At 72.0% G+C, this 18,045-nt stretch carries 16 protein-coding genes; 7 read left to right on the forward strand and 9 right to left on the reverse strand.

Features of this window, described 5'->3' with window-relative positions:
* From ACZLKG_RS07855 to ACZLKG_RS07875, 5 genes are all read left to right on the forward strand, one after another.
* A complete protein-coding gene (locus ACZLKG_RS07855) occupies positions 1-528 on the forward strand; it encodes a YbhB/YbcL family Raf kinase inhibitor-like protein (protein ID WP_425709661.1) in 528 nt (175 codons plus the stop codon).
* Between the two features lie 76 nt (positions 529-604).
* The gene (locus tag ACZLKG_RS07860; protein WP_463648429.1) at positions 605-1,132 is read left to right on the forward strand and encodes a tRNA (cytidine(34)-2'-O)-methyltransferase; all 528 of its coding nucleotides are present in this window, start codon (positions 605-607) and stop codon (positions 1,130-1,132) included.
* A 229-nt stretch (positions 1,133-1,361) separates the two neighbouring features.
* Positions 1,362-3,281, forward strand: coding sequence for an HNH endonuclease signature motif containing protein (locus ACZLKG_RS07865; RefSeq protein ID WP_425709662.1), 1,920 nt, complete (start codon positions 1,362-1,364; stop codon positions 3,279-3,281).
* A gap of 106 nt (positions 3,282-3,387) precedes the next feature.
* Positions 3,388-3,660, forward strand: a complete 273-nt coding sequence (locus ACZLKG_RS07870; protein ID WP_425709663.1) for a type II toxin-antitoxin system Phd/YefM family antitoxin — start codon at positions 3,388-3,390, stop codon at positions 3,658-3,660.
* Complete coding sequence (locus ACZLKG_RS07875) at positions 3,657-4,055, forward strand: type II toxin-antitoxin system VapC family toxin (protein WP_463648430.1); 399 nt, start codon at positions 3,657-3,659, stop codon at positions 4,053-4,055. The genes ACZLKG_RS07870 and ACZLKG_RS07875 overlap by 4 nt, the downstream gene beginning before the upstream one ends.
* 90 nt (positions 4,056-4,145) lie before the next feature.
* On the opposite strand, the gene ACZLKG_RS07880 is transcribed toward ACZLKG_RS07875, so the two are convergent.
* Both ACZLKG_RS07880 and ACZLKG_RS07885 read right to left on the reverse strand, forming a co-directional pair.
* Complete coding sequence (locus tag ACZLKG_RS07880) at positions 4,146-4,997, reverse strand: TrmH family RNA methyltransferase (RefSeq protein ID WP_463648431.1); 852 nt, start codon at positions 4,995-4,997, stop codon at positions 4,146-4,148.
* A 71-nt stretch (positions 4,998-5,068) separates the two neighbouring features.
* Positions 5,069-5,350 (reverse strand): DUF6457 domain-containing protein, encoded by a 282-nt coding sequence (locus tag ACZLKG_RS07885; protein WP_425709666.1) that lies wholly within the window; start codon positions 5,348-5,350, stop codon positions 5,069-5,071.
* A gap of 126 nt (positions 5,351-5,476) precedes the next feature.
* On the opposite strand from ACZLKG_RS07885, the gene fdhD reads away from it, so the two are divergent.
* Together fdhD and ACZLKG_RS07895 are read left to right on the forward strand one after the other, a co-directional pair.
* Positions 5,477-6,448: a formate dehydrogenase accessory sulfurtransferase FdhD gene (fdhD, locus tag ACZLKG_RS07890; RefSeq protein ID WP_463648432.1), complete on the forward strand. Its 972-nt coding sequence runs from the start codon at positions 5,477-5,479 to the stop codon at positions 6,446-6,448.
* Between the two features lie 3 nt (positions 6,449-6,451).
* Entirely contained in the window at positions 6,452-8,776 is a 2,325-nt protein-coding gene (locus ACZLKG_RS07895) for an FdhF/YdeP family oxidoreductase (protein WP_425709668.1), read from the forward strand.
* Positions 8,777-8,869: 93 nt separating this feature from the next.
* On the opposite strand, the gene ACZLKG_RS07900 is transcribed toward ACZLKG_RS07895, so the two are convergent.
* From ACZLKG_RS07900 to glgA, 7 genes are all read right to left on the reverse strand, one after another.
* On the reverse strand, positions 8,870-9,910 hold the full coding sequence (locus tag ACZLKG_RS07900; protein ID WP_463648433.1) for an LLM class flavin-dependent oxidoreductase: 1,041 nt from the start codon (positions 9,908-9,910) through the stop codon (positions 8,870-8,872).
* A 56-nt stretch (positions 9,911-9,966) separates the two neighbouring features.
* On the reverse strand, positions 9,967-11,907 hold the full coding sequence (locus ACZLKG_RS07905; protein ID WP_425709670.1) for an ABC transporter ATP-binding protein: 1,941 nt from the start codon (positions 11,905-11,907) through the stop codon (positions 9,967-9,969).
* Positions 11,904-13,643 carry an ABC transporter ATP-binding protein gene (locus ACZLKG_RS07910; protein ID WP_425709671.1) on the reverse strand — a complete coding sequence of 580 codons (1,740 nt, stop codon included), beginning with the start codon at positions 13,641-13,643 and terminating at the stop codon, positions 11,904-11,906. The genes ACZLKG_RS07905 and ACZLKG_RS07910 overlap by 4 nt, the downstream gene beginning before the upstream one ends.
* Positions 13,644-13,820: 177 nt before the next feature.
* Positions 13,821-15,134 (reverse strand): SPFH domain-containing protein, encoded by a 1,314-nt coding sequence (locus tag ACZLKG_RS07915; protein WP_425709729.1) that lies wholly within the window; start codon positions 15,132-15,134, stop codon positions 13,821-13,823.
* Between the two features lie 57 nt (positions 15,135-15,191).
* Positions 15,192-15,731, reverse strand: a complete 540-nt coding sequence (locus ACZLKG_RS07920; protein WP_425709672.1) for an NfeD family protein — start codon at positions 15,729-15,731, stop codon at positions 15,192-15,194.
* A gap of 160 nt (positions 15,732-15,891) precedes the next feature.
* Positions 15,892-16,677: an ABC transporter ATP-binding protein gene (locus ACZLKG_RS07925; protein WP_425709673.1), complete on the reverse strand. Its 786-nt coding sequence runs from the start codon at positions 16,675-16,677 to the stop codon at positions 15,892-15,894.
* A gap of 123 nt (positions 16,678-16,800) precedes the next feature.
* A complete protein-coding gene (gene glgA, locus ACZLKG_RS07930) occupies positions 16,801-18,027 on the reverse strand; it encodes a glycogen synthase (protein ID WP_425709674.1) in 1,227 nt (408 codons plus the stop codon).
* Between the last annotated feature and the right edge of the window lie 18 nt (positions 18,028-18,045).

The following is an 18,045-nucleotide window of genomic DNA, read 5'->3' on the forward strand; positions in this document are numbered from 1 at the left end:
ATGAACCTCGACCGCCCGCTCGCCCAGCACCCCTACGACAAGCTGCCCGCAGTGCCCGACTTCACGGTGACGTCCACCGACGTCACCGACGGGCAGCCGATGGACGCCCGGTTCGCCGGCGGGGGCGAGAACGTGTCGCCGCACCTGGCATGGTCCGGCTTCCCCGCCGAGACCCGCAGCTTCGTCGTCAGCTGCTTCGACCCGGACGCACCGACGCCGTCGGGGTTCTGGCACTGGACTGTGGTCGACCTCGACAGCTCGGTGACCGAGCTGCCCGCCGGGTCCGGCGAGTCCGACCTCATGCTGCCCGGCGCCGCGTTCCACGTCCGGCACGACGGCGGCGAGCAGTCCTACTTCGGCCCTCAGCCGCCCGAGGGTGACCGGCCGCACCGGTACGTCTTCGCGGTGCACGCCCTCGACGTCGACACCCTCGAGGTGGAGGAGGACACCACGCCGACGGCCGTGTCGTTCCAGGCGGTGTTCCACACGATCGCCCGAGGCCTGATCACGCCGACGTTCCAGCGCTGAGGCGCGCGGCAGGGCTGAGACCAGCGGGGCAGCGCCGAGGCCCGCGAGGCCCGGCCGCACACATTCTCCGACGACGATGCCTGGCGGGTCCGCCCTGCCGGGCGTCGTCGCGTGCTGCGAGGATGCACCGGTGCTGCACGTCGTCCTCGTCCACCCGCTCATCCCGCCGAACACGGGCAACGCCATCCGCATGACGGCCGGCGTCGGCGCCCGCCTCCACCTCGTGGAGCCGCTCGGCTTCGAGCTGACCGACGCGCACCTGCGCCGGGCCGGGCTCGACTACCACGACCTCGCCGACACCCGGGTGCATGCGGACGTCGAGGCGTGCTTCGTGGCGCTCGACGACGCCGGCGCCGGGTCGGTCTGGGCGATGACGGGCCGCGGCGAGCTCGGCCTGGGCGAGGTGCGGTTCGGCCCCGACGACGCGCTGATGTTCGGCACCGAGACCACCGGCCTGCCCGACGAGGTCCTCACCCACCCGGGGGTGACGGGACGCGTGCGCATCCCCATGCGGCCGGGCGTCAGGTCGATGAACCTGTCCAACTCGGCCGCCGTCGCCACGTACGAGGCGTGGCGGCAGCTCGGCTATCCCGGGGGCGCCTGACGCCGGTGCCGGCCGAGGCGAGAGCGATCCTCATCTCGATGTGGTCTCGTCCCAGGCGAGGGTCCAGCCGTGCAGCCCCGTCACGGGATCGGCGAACCGCCCTGTCGCAATCGGCGGGGGCTCGCCCACCCTCTCCCCGATGCCGGAAACACGTCCCCACACCTCTTGTGCTCGAACACCAGTTCGACTATGCTGAGGTTCACAGCGCTTCGAGGGGGTGAGAGCAATGATGCCGACGACCACTGACATCGAGCAGATCGACGTCCACAGGCTCTCCGACGCGCTCGACGACTGGTACGAAGTGCAGGCCCTGCGGGACTGGGCCGCGGAGGATCCGCTTGCCGGCGAGGACCTCGACCAGATGACCCTGAGCGAGGCCGACCTGCGCAGCTGGATGACAGAGTCCCTCGTCCCCGACACGGAGCACGAGCCGTTCGATACCACCGGGGTCGACACGGCCGTGACGATCGACCCGGCCGCGCGTCCTGGCACCGCGCCGACCGACAGCACGACTCCGGTCCTTGGCACGACCTCCCTCGCCGACAGCGCCGCCGCGGGCACCGAGCCGGACCCGGTGGGCGTGCTGGCGCAGGTGGTCGCAGCGTGTGAGGCGGTCACGGGCACGGACTGGCACACCCTGCCGGGAAGCCGTGTGCACGAGGCACATCAGCTGCTCGAACAGGTCGAGCGCAAGCTCGGGGCCGCCAGGGCCGGCGTGCTGACCGCGGCCGAGGCCAACGGCCTGTGGGCCATCGAGGGGTGGCGGACCTTCACGGCCTTCGTCCGGCACACCACCGGCACCACGAACCATGCGGCAGGCAAGGAGGTGGCCCGCTCCCGCGCGCTGCGTGACCACCTCCCTCGCACCCGCACCGCGCTGGGCGAGAGCCTCATCGGCATCGAGCACGTCAACGTGCTGCTCCGCCACGCCCTGCGCACGACGACGCTCACGGCTCAGCTCCTCGACGACGAGATCGGAGAGGAGTTCCTCCTCGCACAGGCACAGGTCATGACCGCCGACGAGTTCAACAAGGTCGTCACCGCCTGGGCCACGATGGCCGACCCCGACGCCGCTGATCGCGCCTGGCGCCAGGCCGACGCCAAGGAAGAGCTCACCATCGCCCCCACCATGGACGGCTACCACGTCCACGGCTGGCTCGACGAGCTCTCCGGCCGCATCGTCGACGAGGCACTCACCGCCCACATGGGCACCAAGGCCGCCGACGACACCCGCACCCCCGCCCAGCGACGCGCCTCCGCCCTGGTCTCCCTGGCCCACCAGTCCCTCGACACCGGCCTGCAGGGCGCCCACGCCCGCGTCCGACCCCACCTCACCGTCACGGTCGACATCACTACGCTCCGCGCCCTGGCCGCAGCCACCGGCTCCGTCGTCCCACCGGACGCCGTCGCGCCGGCCGACAGCAGCACGGGCAGGAGCCGGCTGCCGGGCGCAGAACAGGTCATCGACATCCCGACGGGCCCCAGCACCGACCCCAGCCCGGTCGCCGGACCGTCGGACTCCCGGTACCCGCCCGACTCCGACCGCGCGGCACTCCGAAGGCCCGGGGGACCCCGCGAACCCGGTACCAGCCCCACCCTCGTCGACCTCTCCGACGAGGCTCAGAACTGGCTCGACGGCTGGACCCCTGGCGACGACCACGTCATCTCCACCGCCATCGACCACCAGGTGATGACCGGCGCGACCCCGGCGACCCTGGACGACGGCACCCCCATCCCGCCCGCGATGCTCGCCCGTCTGGCCTGCGACAGCGCACTGTCCCGGGTGATCTTCGGACCCGACTCCACCGTCTTGGACGTCGGTCGAGAGCAACGCATCTTCCCCGCGAACATGACCCGAGCCATCCACGCCCGCGACCACCACTGCCAGTTCCCGGCATGCGGCGAGCCACCCGGCTTCGGCGAGATCCACCACTCCCTGCAGTGGGCCCGCGACAACGGTCCCACCAGCGTCGAGCACGGCATCCTCCTGTGCTGGCACCACCATGACCTCGTCCACGCGCGCTCGATCAGCATCACCCGGCGATCCGGCGAATGGCAGTTCCACGACCGCAACGGCCGCCGCATCCACGCACCAAGGACCGTGTCAGCCATCGCCGCCGGGCCAGACCCCATCGATCACGAAGGCTGAGGGAGCGGCGGGCTCGGCGAAGCCCACAGGACCGCGATCACGGGGACGCTCCCCAGGGATCGTCGGATCCATGGTCTACATGTAGAACAACGGCTACTCTGGAGCGATGAACGAGCGCACCGTCAGCATCCGGGAGCTCAATCAGCACGCGGGCAAGGTCGTGCGGTCCGTCGCGCGCACCGGCCCCGTCAAGGTGACCGACCACGGCACGGTCGTCGCCATGCTCGTACCGCCACCGGACGAGCGCTCCCCGCTGGAGCGCCTGCTCGCCGAGGGGCGGGTGGAGCCCCCTGCAGCCGACCTTCCCGACCTCCCGACCCCGAAGCGGCACGACACGTCGGCGGCGCAGCTGGTCGATGACTCGCGCGCTGAGCGATGACGGTGATCTACGTCGACACATCCTCCGCTCTGAAGCTCTTGCTCGAGGAGGAGGGCACCGACCGGGTCCAGCAGTTGTTCGGCGAGGCTAAGCACGGGCGCAGCGTTCTGGCCTCGTCACGCCTCCTGCGCACGGAGATGCACCGCATCGCCTTCCGTGAGTCGATTCCCCTGCCCTCGGTGACGCAGGTGCTCGCATACGTCCATCTCGTCGACGTCACGCGAGCGATCCTCGACTCGGCCGGCGAGCTGCCCTTCCACCTGCGGACCCTGGACGCCATCCACCTGGCGACGGCCGCCACGCTCAGCTCCGATGATGACGAGGTCCAGCTGCTGACCGACGACTCCAGGATGCGCGACGTGGGGCAGGCCATGGGCATCGGCACTGTGCCGTAGGTCGCCGGGCCACCGAGTCGCAGGTTCAGGGCGTCGTCGCGACAAAGACGTGCTCGCGCGCAGTCACCGAGTCGATGCGATCTCGGCAGCTCACCGCACCCGCGTCGACCAGAACAGCACCGCCGAGCTCGCGGCCACGTTGAGCGAGTCCACGCCGCCGCTCATCGGGATGACCACCTCGAGGTCGACGGCACGCAACGTGGCCGGCTTGAGGCCATGCCCCTCCGAGCCCAGGACGATGGCGAGCCGCTCCGGCGGGTCCGCGGCGACGTCGTCGAGTGGGACCGACCGTTCCGACAACGACGCGGCGGCCACGGTGAAGCCCGCCGCGCGCAACGCGTCCACGCCGCCGGGCCCGTGCGGCCACGACGTCAGCCGCGTCCACGGCACCTGGAAGATCGTCCCCATCGAGACCCGCACGGCCCGCCGGTAGAGCGGGTCGGCGCAGCTGGGGGTGACGAGCACGGCGTCGACGCCGAGGGCCGCCGCGCTGCGCACGATCGCCCCGACGTTGGTGTGGTCGACGATGTCCTCGAGCACCGCGACCCGCCGCGGCGCCGGACGGTCCGCGGGCGCGAGGAGCTCGTCCAGCGGCGGCGGCACCGGACGGTGCATGGCCGCGATCGCCCCGCGGTGCAGGCGGAAGCCGACGATCTCGCGCAGCACCGCCTCCTCGGCGACGAACACCGGGACCTCTCCCCCGTCGCCGGCGCCGGTGGCGCGCTCGAGGACGGGCGCGAGGTCGTCGAGCCACCGCGGCGCCGTCAGCAGGGACCGCGGGCGGTGCCCGGCCTCGAGCGCGCGGGTGATGACGTTCGTGGACTCCGCCATGTAGAGCCCCGCGGGCTCCTCGGTCCGCACGCGCAGCGCGACGTCGGTGAGGTCGCGGTAGTCGGTCAGGCGCGGGTCGGCGAGGTCGGTGACGGTGAGGAGCACTGACACATTCTCCGACGCCGGCGCCCGCTTACGTCGTTCGTGCCCCGCGGGCGCGGGGTCGGCCTGGTCACGCCCGGCTACGGTTGCTGCTCGCGCGCCCTGCCGAACGCGGCGGCACGCTCGGTGAGCCTGCCGACGAGAGGTTCGACGACGGCAGGGTCGCCCGAGCGCCCTGCCGCCAGGCCGAGCAGGAAGGCAGTGAGCGGCGCGGCGGGCCGTGCGACGTCGTGGGCGACGTCCCGCGTCAGGTCGAGCACCACGTCGATGTCGACGTCGTCCGGGTCGAGCCCGAGCTCGTCGGCGGCCTCGACGAGCCACTCGTCGAGGATCTCCGGAGGCAACCGCTTCGTTCCGGACACGCGTTCCTCCTTCGTACGCCCTGGCCCGACTGGCTGGTCCCGGAGCGTATCGCTGCGCGAGGCCCCACCGGCCCACACCCGAGCGGTCGCATTGTCCCGACCGAGCTTCGGTGCTATCCAGGGTCGATGTCCCGGATCGCCGCCCGCCGCCGCATCACCCGCCTGACCGCGGGCGGACCGGCACGCCGGCGGGAGGACCACCTCGCCGTCGAGGAACCGCTGGAGATCCGCGTGTCCGGCACCTCCCTGGCCGTCACGATGCGCACCCCGGGACACGACGTCGAGCTCGCCGCGGGCTTCCTCCTCTCCGAGGGCGTCATCCACCACGCCGAGCACTTCGCGGGCAGCATCCACTGTGCGTCGGACGGCGAGCCGAACACCTACAACATCCTCGACGTCACCCTCGCCCCGGACGTCCCCGCGCCCGACCCGAGCCTGGAACGCAACTTCTACACGACGTCGTCGTGCGGGCTGTGCGGGAAGGCGAGCATCGACGCGGTACGCACCCAGAGCCGGTTCACCGTCGACGACGACCCGCTCACCCTCGACGCATCCCGCCTCATCACGTTCCCGGACCTCCTGCGCGAGAAGCAGGCGGTGTTCGACCGCACCGGCGGGCTGCACGCCGCGGGGCTGTTCGACGGCGCGACCGGCGAGCTGCTCGTCCTGCGCGAGGACGTCGGCCGCCACAACGCGGTCGACAAGGTCATGGGCTGGGCCCTCCTGCAGGGCCTCATCCCCGGCAGAGGACTCGTCCTCATGGTCTCGGGCCGGGCGAGCTTCGAGCTCACGCAGAAGGCCCTGATGGCGGGCGTCCCCGTGCTCGCGGCCGTCTCGGCGCCCTCCTCGCTCGCGGCCGAGCTCGCCGAGGAGGCCGGCCTGACGTTGGTCGGCTTCCTGCGCGGCGACTCGATGGTCGTCTACGCCCGGCCGGACCGGATCACGAACGACCCCGTGGCCGAACCCCAGGCCGAACCCGTGGCCGAACCCCTGGCCGAGTCCGCCGACGACGAACCGGAGCCCCCTGCCCGGACGGCGGTATCGTCGGGAACCAGCGTTGTCGAGCCTCAGCGCTCGAGCATGAGACAAGGTGGTTGAGCAATGACGCCGAAGGCACCGATCGAGGACTTCTCCGACGCCGACCTGGAGATCTCCGAGCCGAAGGACTTCGCGGCGGGGTTCGACGGCGTCCGGCACTCGATGGAGCCGGCGATCCGCACCATGGGACCTGCCCGCACGGCCCGGCTCATGGCGGCGATCAACCACAAGGACGGCTTCGACTGCATGAGCTGCGCGTGGCCGGACCCCGCGCACCGCAAGGTCGCCGAGTTCTGCGAGAACGGCGCCAAGGCCGTGACGTGGGAGGCGACGCCGCTGACGGTGCCGAGGTCGTTCTTCGCGAACAACTCCCTGACGTCGCTCGAGGACAAGACCGAGTACTGGCTCGGCATGCAGGGCCGACTCACCGAGCCGTACTACAAGGCGGCGGACTCCGACCACTACGCGCCGATCACCTGGGAGCGGGCCTACGGGATCGTCGCGGACCACCTGCGTGCGCTGGACGACCCGAACGAGGCCGCCTTCTACACCTCCGGCCGCGCCTCGAACGAGGCCGCGTTCGCCTACCAGCTCTTCGCCCGCGCGTTCGGCACGAACAACATGCCGGACTGCTCGAACATGTGCCACGAGTCCACCGGCACGGCCATGACGTACTCGGTGGGGATCGGCAAGTCGACCGTGCACTACGACGACTTCGCCGAGTCCGACCTCATCATCATCATGGGGCAGAACCCGGGGACCAACCATCCCCGGATGCTCACGGCCCTGCAGGAGGCCAAGGAGAACGGGGCGCAGGTCGTCGCGATCAACCCGCTGCCCGAGGCCGGCCTCATCGGCTACAAGGACCCGCAGCGGGTGCGCGGCTACCTCGGCAAGGCGACGAAGATCGCCGACCAGTTCCTGCAGATCCGGTCGGGCGGCGACATGGCGCTCATGCAGGCCGTCGCCAAACGCGTCCTCGCGGCAGAGGCCGCAGCGCCCGGGACGGTCCTCGACCACCACTTCATCGACACGTACTGCGACGGCTTCACGTCCTTCGCCGAGCACATCGCGAGCGTGGACGACCTCGAGGTCGAGCGGGTCACGGGGCTCTCCGCCGAGGAGATCGACGAGCTCGCCGACCGCTACATCGCCGCGGACAAGGTCATCATCGCGTGGGCCATGGGCATCACCCAGCACCGCCAGGGCGTCGCCACGATCCAGGAGATGATCAACCTTCTGCTGCTGCGCGGCAACATCGGCAGGCCCGGCGCGGGCGCCTCCCCCATCCGAGGGCACTCCAACGTGCAGGGCGACCGCACGATGGGCGTCGCCGAGAAGATGCCGGAGTCGTTCCTCAAGGCCCTCGGCGACGAGTTCGGCTTCGAGGCGCCGCGCGAGCACGGGGTCGACGCCGTCAACGGCATCCGTGCGCTCGACCAGGGGAGGATCAAGGTCTGGATGGCGCTCGGCGGCAACCTGCTCGGCGCCATCTCGGACACGAATCTCGCCGAGTCGGCCATGCGCAGGACCCGCCTGAGCGTCCAGCTGTCCACGAAGCTCAACCGCAGCCACGTCATCACCGGCGACGAGGCACTCATCCTGCCGGTCCTCGGACGCACGGAGGTCGACCTGCAGGCCACCGGTCCGCAGTACGTCACGGTCGAGGACTCGGTCTGTGCCGTGCACGCCTCGCACGGCAAGATCCCACCCATCTCCGACGACGTGCGCTCCGAGGTGGCGATCGTCGTCGGCATCGCGCACGCCACCATCGGTGACCGTCACGACATCGACTGGCTCGCCATGATCGACGACTACGACGTCATCCGCGACCACATCGCCCGGGTCGTGCCCGGCTGCGCCGACTACAACGCCAGGACCCGCAGCCGCGACGGCTTCGTGCTCCCCCACGGGCCGCGCGACGAACGGCGGTTCGACACGGCCACCGGCAAGGCACGCATCACGGTCAACACGTTCGAGCCGATCGAGTGCCCGCCGGACCGGCTCATCCTGCAGACCGTCCGCTCGCACGACCAGTTCAACACGACGATCTACAGCCTGAACGACCGCTACCGCGGCATCAAGAAGGGGCGGTCGGTCATCTTCGTGCACCCGGACGACCTCGCCGAGCTCGGACTGGCCGACGGCCAGATCGTCGACATCTTCAGCGAGTGGCCCGGCCAGCCCGACCGCGTCCTGCGGGGCTTCCGGACCGTCGCCTACCCGACGGCGCGGGGCTGCGCCGCCGCCTACTTCCCCGAGGCCAACGCGCTCGTGCCGCTGGACTCCGTGGCGCTCGGCAGCAACACCCCCGTGTCGAAGGCGATCATCATCCGCATGGAGCCGTCCAGCACCCCGGTCGGGGTCGGCCGCCCCGTCACCGTCTGACCGCCGGCGACGTCGACCCACCACGATCGACGTCGACGCGCCGAGGTCGCACGGGATCCGTCGATCTCGGCGAGGGTGTCCCGCGGCCGGCGCTCAGGCCGCGGCTGCGGCGTCCAGCCCCCACGCCTCGGCGAGCATCCGCATCGAGCGCAGGCGTACCTCGGGGTCGTACGCGTAGGTGACGGTGATGATCTCGTCGGCTCCCGTGGCCTCCGCGATGCCGTCGAGCTTCTCGAGCACCTGGTCGGGGGTACCGATCGCGGAGACGGCCTGCATGTTCGACGTCGCGTCGAGGACGCGCTGCGGCACCACGCTCGTGATGTCGTCGACCGGCGGCTGGAGCAGCTCGCGGGCGCCGGTGACGATCCCGGCGGCCATCATCTGGTGCGTCGTGAAGATCCGCTGCGCCTCGGCCTCGGTGTCCGCGACGACGACGTTGACGCCCACCATGAGACGCGGGGCGTCGATCTGCGCGGTCGGGGCCCCGGTGGAGAACTGGGCGCGGTAGACGCCGACGGCCTCGGCGAGCGCCTGGGGCGCGAAGTGGGAGGCGAACGAGAACGGCAGACCGAGCTGGCCGGCGATCGAGGCGCCGTTGAGGGAGGAGCCGAGCACCCAGATCGGCACCTCGGTACCGCCGGCGGGGACGGCGCGGACCCGGGAGCTGGGAGCCGTGTTCGCCTCGGAGAAGTAGCCGCGCAGGGCGAGGATCTCGCGGGCGAATGACTGCGGGTCCGCCTCGCCGCGGCGCAGGAGCGAGGCCGTCAGCTGGTCGGTGCCCGGAGCACGGCCCAGGCCGAGGTCGACGCGGCCCGGCGCCACCTGGGCCACCGTGCCGATCTGCTCCGCGACCGACAGCGGCGGGTGGTTCGGGAGCATGACGCCGCCGGAGCCGATGCGGATGCGGCTCGTGCGCTGGGCGGCGAGCGCCATGAGGACCATGGTGGCCGAGGACAGGAACGTGGCCGTGTTGTGGTGCTCGGCGAACCAGTACCGCGAGTAACCGAGCCGGTCGGCCTCCTCGGCGGCGCGCATGGCGTTCTCGACCGCCTGCGCCGGCGAGGACCCCTCCGGACGGCCGACGAGCTCGAGGACGGACAGATCGGGACGCTGCGCGGCGGAATCGGTGCTCACTGTCGGGACAGCGCGATCACTCCGCGAGGTATTCCCCCGCGACTACCCCTCGCCCGTTACTCCCCCGCGTCCTGCCCCACCTCGTTGACGTCCCCGACCATGGCGCCGACGAACTGGGACCGGTAGAGCCGGAAGTACGGTCCCTCGGCGGCGAGCAGCTCCTCGTGGGTGCCCTGCTCGACGATCGCCCCCTTGTCCATGACGAGGATGACGTCGGCGTCGCGGATGGTGGAGAGCCGGTGGGCGATGACGAACGCGGTACGTCCCTCGCGCAGCCGGCTCATCGCCTCCTGGACGAGCACCTCGGTGCGGGTGTCGACCGAGCTCGTCGCCTCGTCGAGGACGAGGATCGCGGGGTCGGCGAGGAACGCGCGCGCGATGGTGATGAGCTGCCGCTCCCCCGCGGACACGCCTCCGCCGTCCTCCTCGATGAGGGTCTCGTAGCCGTCGGGCAGGGAGTGGACGAACCGCTCCACCCCCGCCGCCTCGCCGGCCGCCTCGATCTCCTCGCGCGTCGCGCCGTCGCGGCCGTAGGCGATGTTCTCGGCGACGGTCCCCTCGAACAGCCACGTGTCCTGCAGGACCATGCCGATGTGGCTGCGCAGGTGGTCGCGGGTCATCTCGCGGGTGTCGATGCCGTCGACGAGGATCCGTCCGCCGCGCACCTCGTAGAAGCGCATGAGCAGGTTGACGAGCGTCGTCTTGCCCGCACCCGTGTGCCCGACGATCGCGACCGTCTGCCCCGGCCTCGCCCGCAGCTCGAGGCCGGTGATGAGCGGCACGTCGTCAACGTAGCGGAAGTCGACGTCCTCGAAGTGCACGTCGCCGCGCACGTCGCTCACCCGCCTGGGGTCCCGGTGATCGGGCTCCATCTCAGCGGCGTCGAGCAGCTCGAAGACCCGCTCCGCCGATGCCCCGCCGGACTGGACGAGCGCGGCCATGCCGGCGAGCTGCCCGATGGGCTGCCCGAACTGGCGCGAGTAGGTGACGAAGGCCTGGACCTCACCGATGGTGACCCCGCCCTGCGAGACGCGCAGGACGCCGAACACCGCCACGAGGACGTAGGAGATGTTCGAGACGAACTGCATGAGCGGCATCATCGTGCCGGACAGGAACTGGGAGCGGTCGGCGGCGGCGACGAGCCGGTCGTTCTGCTCGACGAACCGCGTGCCGAACTCGTCCTCCGCGCCGAAGGCCTGGACGAGCTGGTGTCCGCTGAAGGCCTCCTCGACGGTGCCGCCGACCTCGCCCGTGGCCGTCCAGTTCGCCACGTGGTGGGGCTGCGCCCGCTTGGCGACGATCCCCATGATGACGGCCGAGACGGGCACGGTGACGACGGCGACGATCGCGAGGCGCCAGTCGATCCACACCATCATCGCGAGCACGCCGACGATCGTCAGCACGGACGTGATGAGCTGGGACAGCGTCTGGTTGAGGGCCTGCGTGATGTTGTCGATGTCGTTCGTCAGCCGGGAGAGCAGGTCGCCCCTCGAGCGGTGGTCGAGCTCGGCGAGCGGCATGGCGTCGACCTTGGCCTGCACCTTGGCGCGCAGCCGGACGCCGACCCGCTGGACGACGACGTTGAGGATGAGCATGTTCGCGGCCATCGCCATGGCACCGCCGGCGAACACGCCCAGCGCGATCCCGAGCGAGCGGGCCAGCTCGGTGCGGTCGAGGCCGGCTCCGGGCTCGAGGCCGGGCATGGCGGCGAGCATGTCGGCCATCTCGTCCTGCCCGAACGACCGCAGGCCGGCGATGGCCTGGTCGAGGGTCACTCCCTCGGGGACGAGCCGGCTCGCGAAGCCCTCGACGACGACGTCGGTCGCCTCACCCAGGTAGCGCGGGCCGAGCACGGAGAGGGTGACGGAGACGATGCCGAGCAGCACGACCGCGACCAGGGCGAGCCGCTCGGGTCGCATCTCGGCGAGGAGCCGCCGGATCGTGGCGCCGAAGTTCGCGGGCCTCTCCCCGGGCATCGGCCGGTCCTGCCGGCTCATGCCGCCTCCTCCGCCGAGATCTGGGACAGCACGATCTCGCGGTAGGTCTCGCTGGCCCCCATCAGCTCCTCGTGCGTGCCCCGGCCGACGACGCGACCGGCGTCGAGGACCACGATCTGGTCGGCGTCCCGGACGGTGGAGACGCGCTGGGCGACGACGAGCACCGTCGCTCCCGTCGTCATCTGCGGCAGCGCGGCGCGCAGGCGGGCGTCGGTCGCCATGTCGAGGGCGGAGAAGGCGTCGTCGAAGACGTAGATCTCACCGCCGTGGACCAGGGCTCGGGCGATCGCCAGGCGCTGGCGCTGGCCGCCGGAGAAGTTCTGCCCGCCCGGCTCGACGGCGGAGTCGAGGCCGTCGTCGAGGTCCGAGACGAACTCCGCCGCCTGCGCGACCTCGAGTGCCTGCCACAGCCTTTCCTCAGGCACCTCGCCCGAGCCGAGCGAGAGCGTCGACCGCACGGTCCCGCCGAACAGGTAGGCCTGCTGCGGGACCAGCGCGATGCGCGAGCGCACGTCCGGCAGGGCGGCGGCGCGGACGTCGACGCCGCCGATCCGCACCGAGCCCGAGGAGACGTCGAGCAGCCGGGGCAGCAGGTTGACGAGCGTCGTCTTGCCGGACCCGGTGGAGCCGACGACCGCCGTCGTCGTGCCCGGCTCGAGGGTGAGGGAGATCCGGTCGAGGACCGGCTCGTCCGCGCCGGGGTAGCCGAAGGTCACGTCGACGAGATCGACGCGGCGCCCCTCCGCGCGGTCGCCGATCGGCTCGGGCTGCGCCGGCGGGGCGATCGCGGGGGCGATGTCGAGGACCTCGACGATGCGCCGGGCGCAGACCGCGGCGCGCGGCACCATCATCAGCAGCATCACCGAGAACATCACGGACATGAAGATGAACATCAGGTAGCTGAGGAAGGCGACGATCGAGCCGATCTCCATCTGGTTCGCGTCGACGCGCAGGCCGCCGAACCAGACGACGAGCACCTGGCCGCCCATGATGAGCAGCTGCACCAGCGGGAAGGTGATCCCGAAGATCACGCCGATGCGCCGCTGCGTGCCGGCGAGCTCGTTCGAGGCGACGTCGAACGTGGCCCGCTGCGTGCCCTGCCGGGTGAAGGCCCGGATGACGCGGACGCCGGAGACCTGCTCGCGCATGAGGCGGTTGATGCGGTCGATGCGCTTCTGCACGACCTCGAACATCGGCCGGGCGAGCAGGATCGCGCCGAGCATGACGAGCAGCAGCGCCGGTACGGCGGCGACGATGAGCCACGACAGCGGCGGGTCCTCGCGGACCGCCATGACGATGCCGCCGACCATCATCATCGGCGACATGACGAGGAACATCGAGCCCATGAGGGTGAGCATCTGGACCTGGAGGACGTCGTTGGTCGACCTGGTCACCAGCGACGGCGCGCCCACGGTGGACACCTCGGCCACCGAGAGTCGCTGGACCTTGGCGAAGACCGACCGGCGGATCGCGCCGCCCGCGCGGGCCGCCATGCGGGCGGCGAGGAACGCGGTCGTGATCTGGGCGGCCATCTGGATCGCCGAGATGCCGAGCATGACGAGCCCGATGCGGATCACGGCGCCGGAGTCGGCCGCCAGCAGCCCGTCGTTGATGACGTCCGCCGTGAGGCTGGGCAGCATCATCGCGGCCAGCGTCGAGACGAGCTGGAGCAGGAGGATCGCGCCGAGCGTGCGGGCGTGCGGACGTAGGTAGTACCTCAGGAGGCGCAGGAGCACCCGGACATCCTGGCACTGCACCGACCGCTCGTCGTCATCGGTGCGCAGCGACCGGCCGTGCGCGCAGCGGGCAGCCGCCACGAACGACGCCGGCCCCGGCAGCGCGGGGGCTGCCGGGGCCGGCGGTCGGTCGGTACCGCGAGGGCTCCGTCGTCAGGGAGCCTGGCGGGCCGTGGGTCAGGCCCGCGACGGCGGCTGGCCGCCCGGGTTCCAGGCGCGCGTGGTGCCGGCCGGGCCCTGCCCGTGGGCGGGGCCACCCGTCGCGGGGCCGCCGGTCGCGGGCCCACCCGTGGGCGCACCACCCGCGGGCGCACCGGGCGCACCGGTCGTCGGACCACCCGGCGCCGCACCGCCCACCGGCGGAGCGCCGGCGTCGCCCGCGGCCCGGGACCGGGTCGCCCGGCGACCGCCGATGCCGGGCTCCTCGCTGACCTCGCTCTCGGCGCTCGCCACGTCGGCGCGCGCCTCGCGCAGCGCCTCCTGCGGGTCCTGCAGGCTCGGCGCGTCGAACGCGGTCGACGGCGGCGGGGTCGACGTCGAGGGCCCGCTCTCCGCGCTGTCGCCGTCGCCGCGCCGCGGGGGACGCGGCGGCGTCGGGGCGCGGAACGACCCGCCGCCGCTGCCGCCCTCGGGGCCGAAGGCGCTCGCGAGGGAGGCCATCGCACCGGTGACCTCGGCGGGGATGAACCACATCTTGTTCGACTGCGTCTTCGCGATCTCCGGCAGCGTCTGGAGGTACTGGTAGGACAGCACCTTGTCGTCGGCGTCGGCGGAGTGGATGGCCTGGAAGACCTCGTGGATCGCGCGGGACTCACCCTGGGCCCGCAGGACGGCGGACTGCGCCTCACCCTCGGCCCGCAGGATCTGGGACTGCTTCTCACCCTCGGCGGTGAGGATCGCGGACTGCTTGACACCCTCGGCGGTGAGGATCGCGGCGCGGCGGTCGCGCTCGGCGCGCATCTGCTGCTCCATCGCGCCCTGGACGGACTGGGGCGGGTCGATCGCCTTGAGCTCGACGCGGTTGACGCGGATGCCCCAGCGGCCGGTCGCCTCGTCGAGCACGCCGCGCAGCCGGCTGTTGATCTGGTCGCGCGAGGTCAGCGTCTGCTCGAGGTCCATCGAACCGATGACGTTGCGCAGCGTGGTGACGGTCAGCTGCTCGATACCGGTGATGTAGTTCGCGATCTCGTAGACGGCCGCGCCCGGCTCGGTCACCTGGAAGTAGATGACGGTGTCGATCGAGACCACGAGGTTGTCCGACGTGATCACGGGCTGCGGCGCGAACGAGACCACCTGCTCGCGCAGGTCCACCCGGGCGCGCACCTTGTCGAAGAACGGGATGAGGACGTGGAACCCGGCGAACATCGTCGAGTGGTACTTGCCCAGCCGCTCGACGATGAGGGCGCCGGCCTGCGGGACGATGACGACCGCCTTGCTGAGGATCACCACCACCGCGATGACGATGACGCCGAGGATGATCCACTCGGTGATGCTGTCCACGTATCTCTCCTGTGTCGTGGGAACGACGGCCGCGGCCGGCCGACGGGTCTAGTAGCCGGGGGCGGGCCCGGGCCGGTACGTGGGTGGCACCTGGTCACCCGGTCCGAAGCCGGCGTTCCAGGGTCGCGCCGGCGGCGCGGTGCCGTAGGGGTCGCCGACGACGTCGAGCGGCGCGACGACGGCGAACGCCCCGTCGATCTCCACGACCCGCACGTCCTCGTCGGCCGGGCGGGGCAGGACGTCGGGGGCGGTGCGGGCCGACCACACCTCGCCGTGGAGCTTGACGCGACCCTCCCGGTCGGTGACCTCGGTGAGCGTGTGCGCGATCTGTCCGACCAGGCCGCGGATGTTCATCGGCGTGTCGGGCGTGGAGCGCGCGAGCATCTCCTTGACCCAGGGGCGCACCACGAAGAGCAGCGTGAGCGCGACGAGACCGGCGACGACCGCCTGCACCCAGATCGGGGCGCCGGTGAGCGCGACGAGCGTGCCGGCGGCGGCGCCGCCGGCCAGCATGAGGAAGATGAGGTCGACGGTGAGCATCTCGACGATGCCGAGCGCGATCGCCGTGACCAGCCAGATCCACCACATGGTCCGACCTCCTCCCTGTAGGTACGGCCAGTCTACCGGTGCGACGTCCGCGCCACGGGGGCAGATCTGACCCGGACGGAACGGGTCCGGGGCAGCCGGCGGTGCGAGCCGCTGCCGGCGGGTCCGAGGCCGCGGGCTGGTCGGGCCGCCGCGGACGGTGCTAGACGCTGCGGCGGGAGTGGTAGCGCCCCTCGTCGACGGTGAGGGTGAGCGGCATGCGGTAGAGCGAGGAGATCGCCTCGGCCGTGAGGACCTCCTCGATGGGACCGGCCGAGACGGCCCGCCCCTCGTCCATGAGCATCGCGTGGGTGAAGCCGGGCGGGATCTCCTCGAGGTGGTGGGTCACGAGGATCATCACCGGGCCTCGCGGGTCGCGCGCGAGCCGCGCGAGCGAGGCGACGAGGTCCTCGCGACCACCGAGGTCCATGCCGGCGGCGGGCTCGTCGAGGACGAGCACCTCGGGGTCCGGCATGAGCGCACGGGCGATCTGGACGCGCTTGCGCTCGCCCGTGGACAGCGTCCCGAACGTGCGGTCGCGCAGGTCCTTCATGCCGACGTAGCTGAGCAGGGCGCGGGCCCGGCCGGTGTCGAGCTGCTCGTAGCTCTCGCGCCACCGCCCCTGGATGCCGTAGGCGCCGGTGAGCACGACGTCGAGCACGGTCTCCGACGCGTACACGCGCCGCTCGCCCGCCGAGGAGGCGAACCCGACGACCTGGCGGAGCTCGGCGACGTCGACGCGCCCGAGGCGCTCACCGATGACGTCGACCGTGCCGGTGGTCGGGAAGACCTGGCCGACCAGCAGCGAGACGAGCGTCGTCTTGCCGGCGCCGTTGGGTCCGACGATCACCCAGCGCTGACCGTCGTCGACCGACCAGTCGACCCCCTTGAGGAGCTCGGCCTGCCCGCGGCGCACACGGACGTCGGACAGCGTCAGGACATCACCCATGGCACCCAGCGTAGGTCGCCGCCGTCGGGCGGGCGGCCCGACCCGCCCGGCCGCTCGGCCTCGCGAGGCTGCCGGCGGGCGCCCACGGCGTCGCCGCCCGGCCGGACCCCCGCCGCGGCCCGGCTACCGCCCGGCGAGGACCTGCTCGTACACGGCGATCGTGCGCTCGGCGACGGCGCTCCAGGCGAAGTGCTCCTCGACCCGGCGCCGGGCGGCGACACCCTGGGCGCGCGCCCGCCCGGGGTCGGTCGCCAGATCGGTCAGCGCCGCGGCCAGGTCGGCGTGGAACCGCTCGGGGTCCGTCGGCGTGCCCGTGCCGTCCTGCAGCTGGTCGATGGGCACGAGCGTGCCGGTCTCGCCGTCGACGATGACGTCCGGGATGCCGCCGGTGGCGGACCCGACGACCGGCAGGCCGACCGCCATGGCCTCGAGGTTGACGATGCCGAGCGGCTCGTACACGGACGGGCAGACGAAGACGTCGCAGGCGGCCAGGACGGCGACGAGCTGCTCGCGCGGCAGCATCTCCTCGATCCACACGATGCCGGTGCGACGCTGCGCGAGCTCGGCGACGGCGCCGGAGACCTCGGCGGCGATCTCCTTGGTGTCCGGGGCGCCGGCGCACAGGACGACCTGCACCTCCTCCGGGAGCCGCTCGACGGCGGCCAGGAGGTGCGGCAGGCCCTTCTGCCGGGTGATCCGACCGACGAAGACGACGGCGGGCCGGTCCGGGTCGATGCCGTGGCGCTCGCGGGCAGCGGCGATCGCGGCCTCGCCGTCGGGGCCGGTGGGGCGGGCCCACTCGTCGAGGTCGATGCCGTTGTGCACCACGTGGACCTTGCCCGGGTCCACGCCCGGGTACGCGCGCAGGATGTCCTCCCGCATACCGTTCGAGACCGCGACGACGCCCGCCGCGCCCTCGTAGGCGGTGCGCTCGGCCCAGCTCGACAGCGCGTACCCGCCGCCGAGCTGCTCGGCCTTCCACGGGCGCATGGGCTCCAACGAGTGCGCGGACAGCACGTGCGGCACCCCGTTGAGCAGCCCGCCCAGGTGCCCGGCGAGGTTCGCGTACCAGGTGTGGGAGTGCACGAGGTCGGTACCGGCGAGCCGGTCGGCGATCTGCAGGTCCACGCCGAAGGTGCGCAGCGCGGCGTTCGCGCCCTCAAGCTCGGGCAGCTCGCCGTAGCCGGTGACGGGCACGCCGCCGGGTCCGTCCTCGCTGCGGGGGCCGTCGAACGCGTGGACCCGCACGTCGATGCGCGGGCGCAGGACGCGGGCCAGCTCCGAGACGTGCACGCCCGCGCCGCCGTAGATGTGCGGCGGGTACTCGCGGGTGATCAGGTCGACTCTCACGGTGGGCCTCCTCGTTGC

The sequence above is a fragment of the Georgenia sp. Z2081 genome (assembly GCF_055326445.1).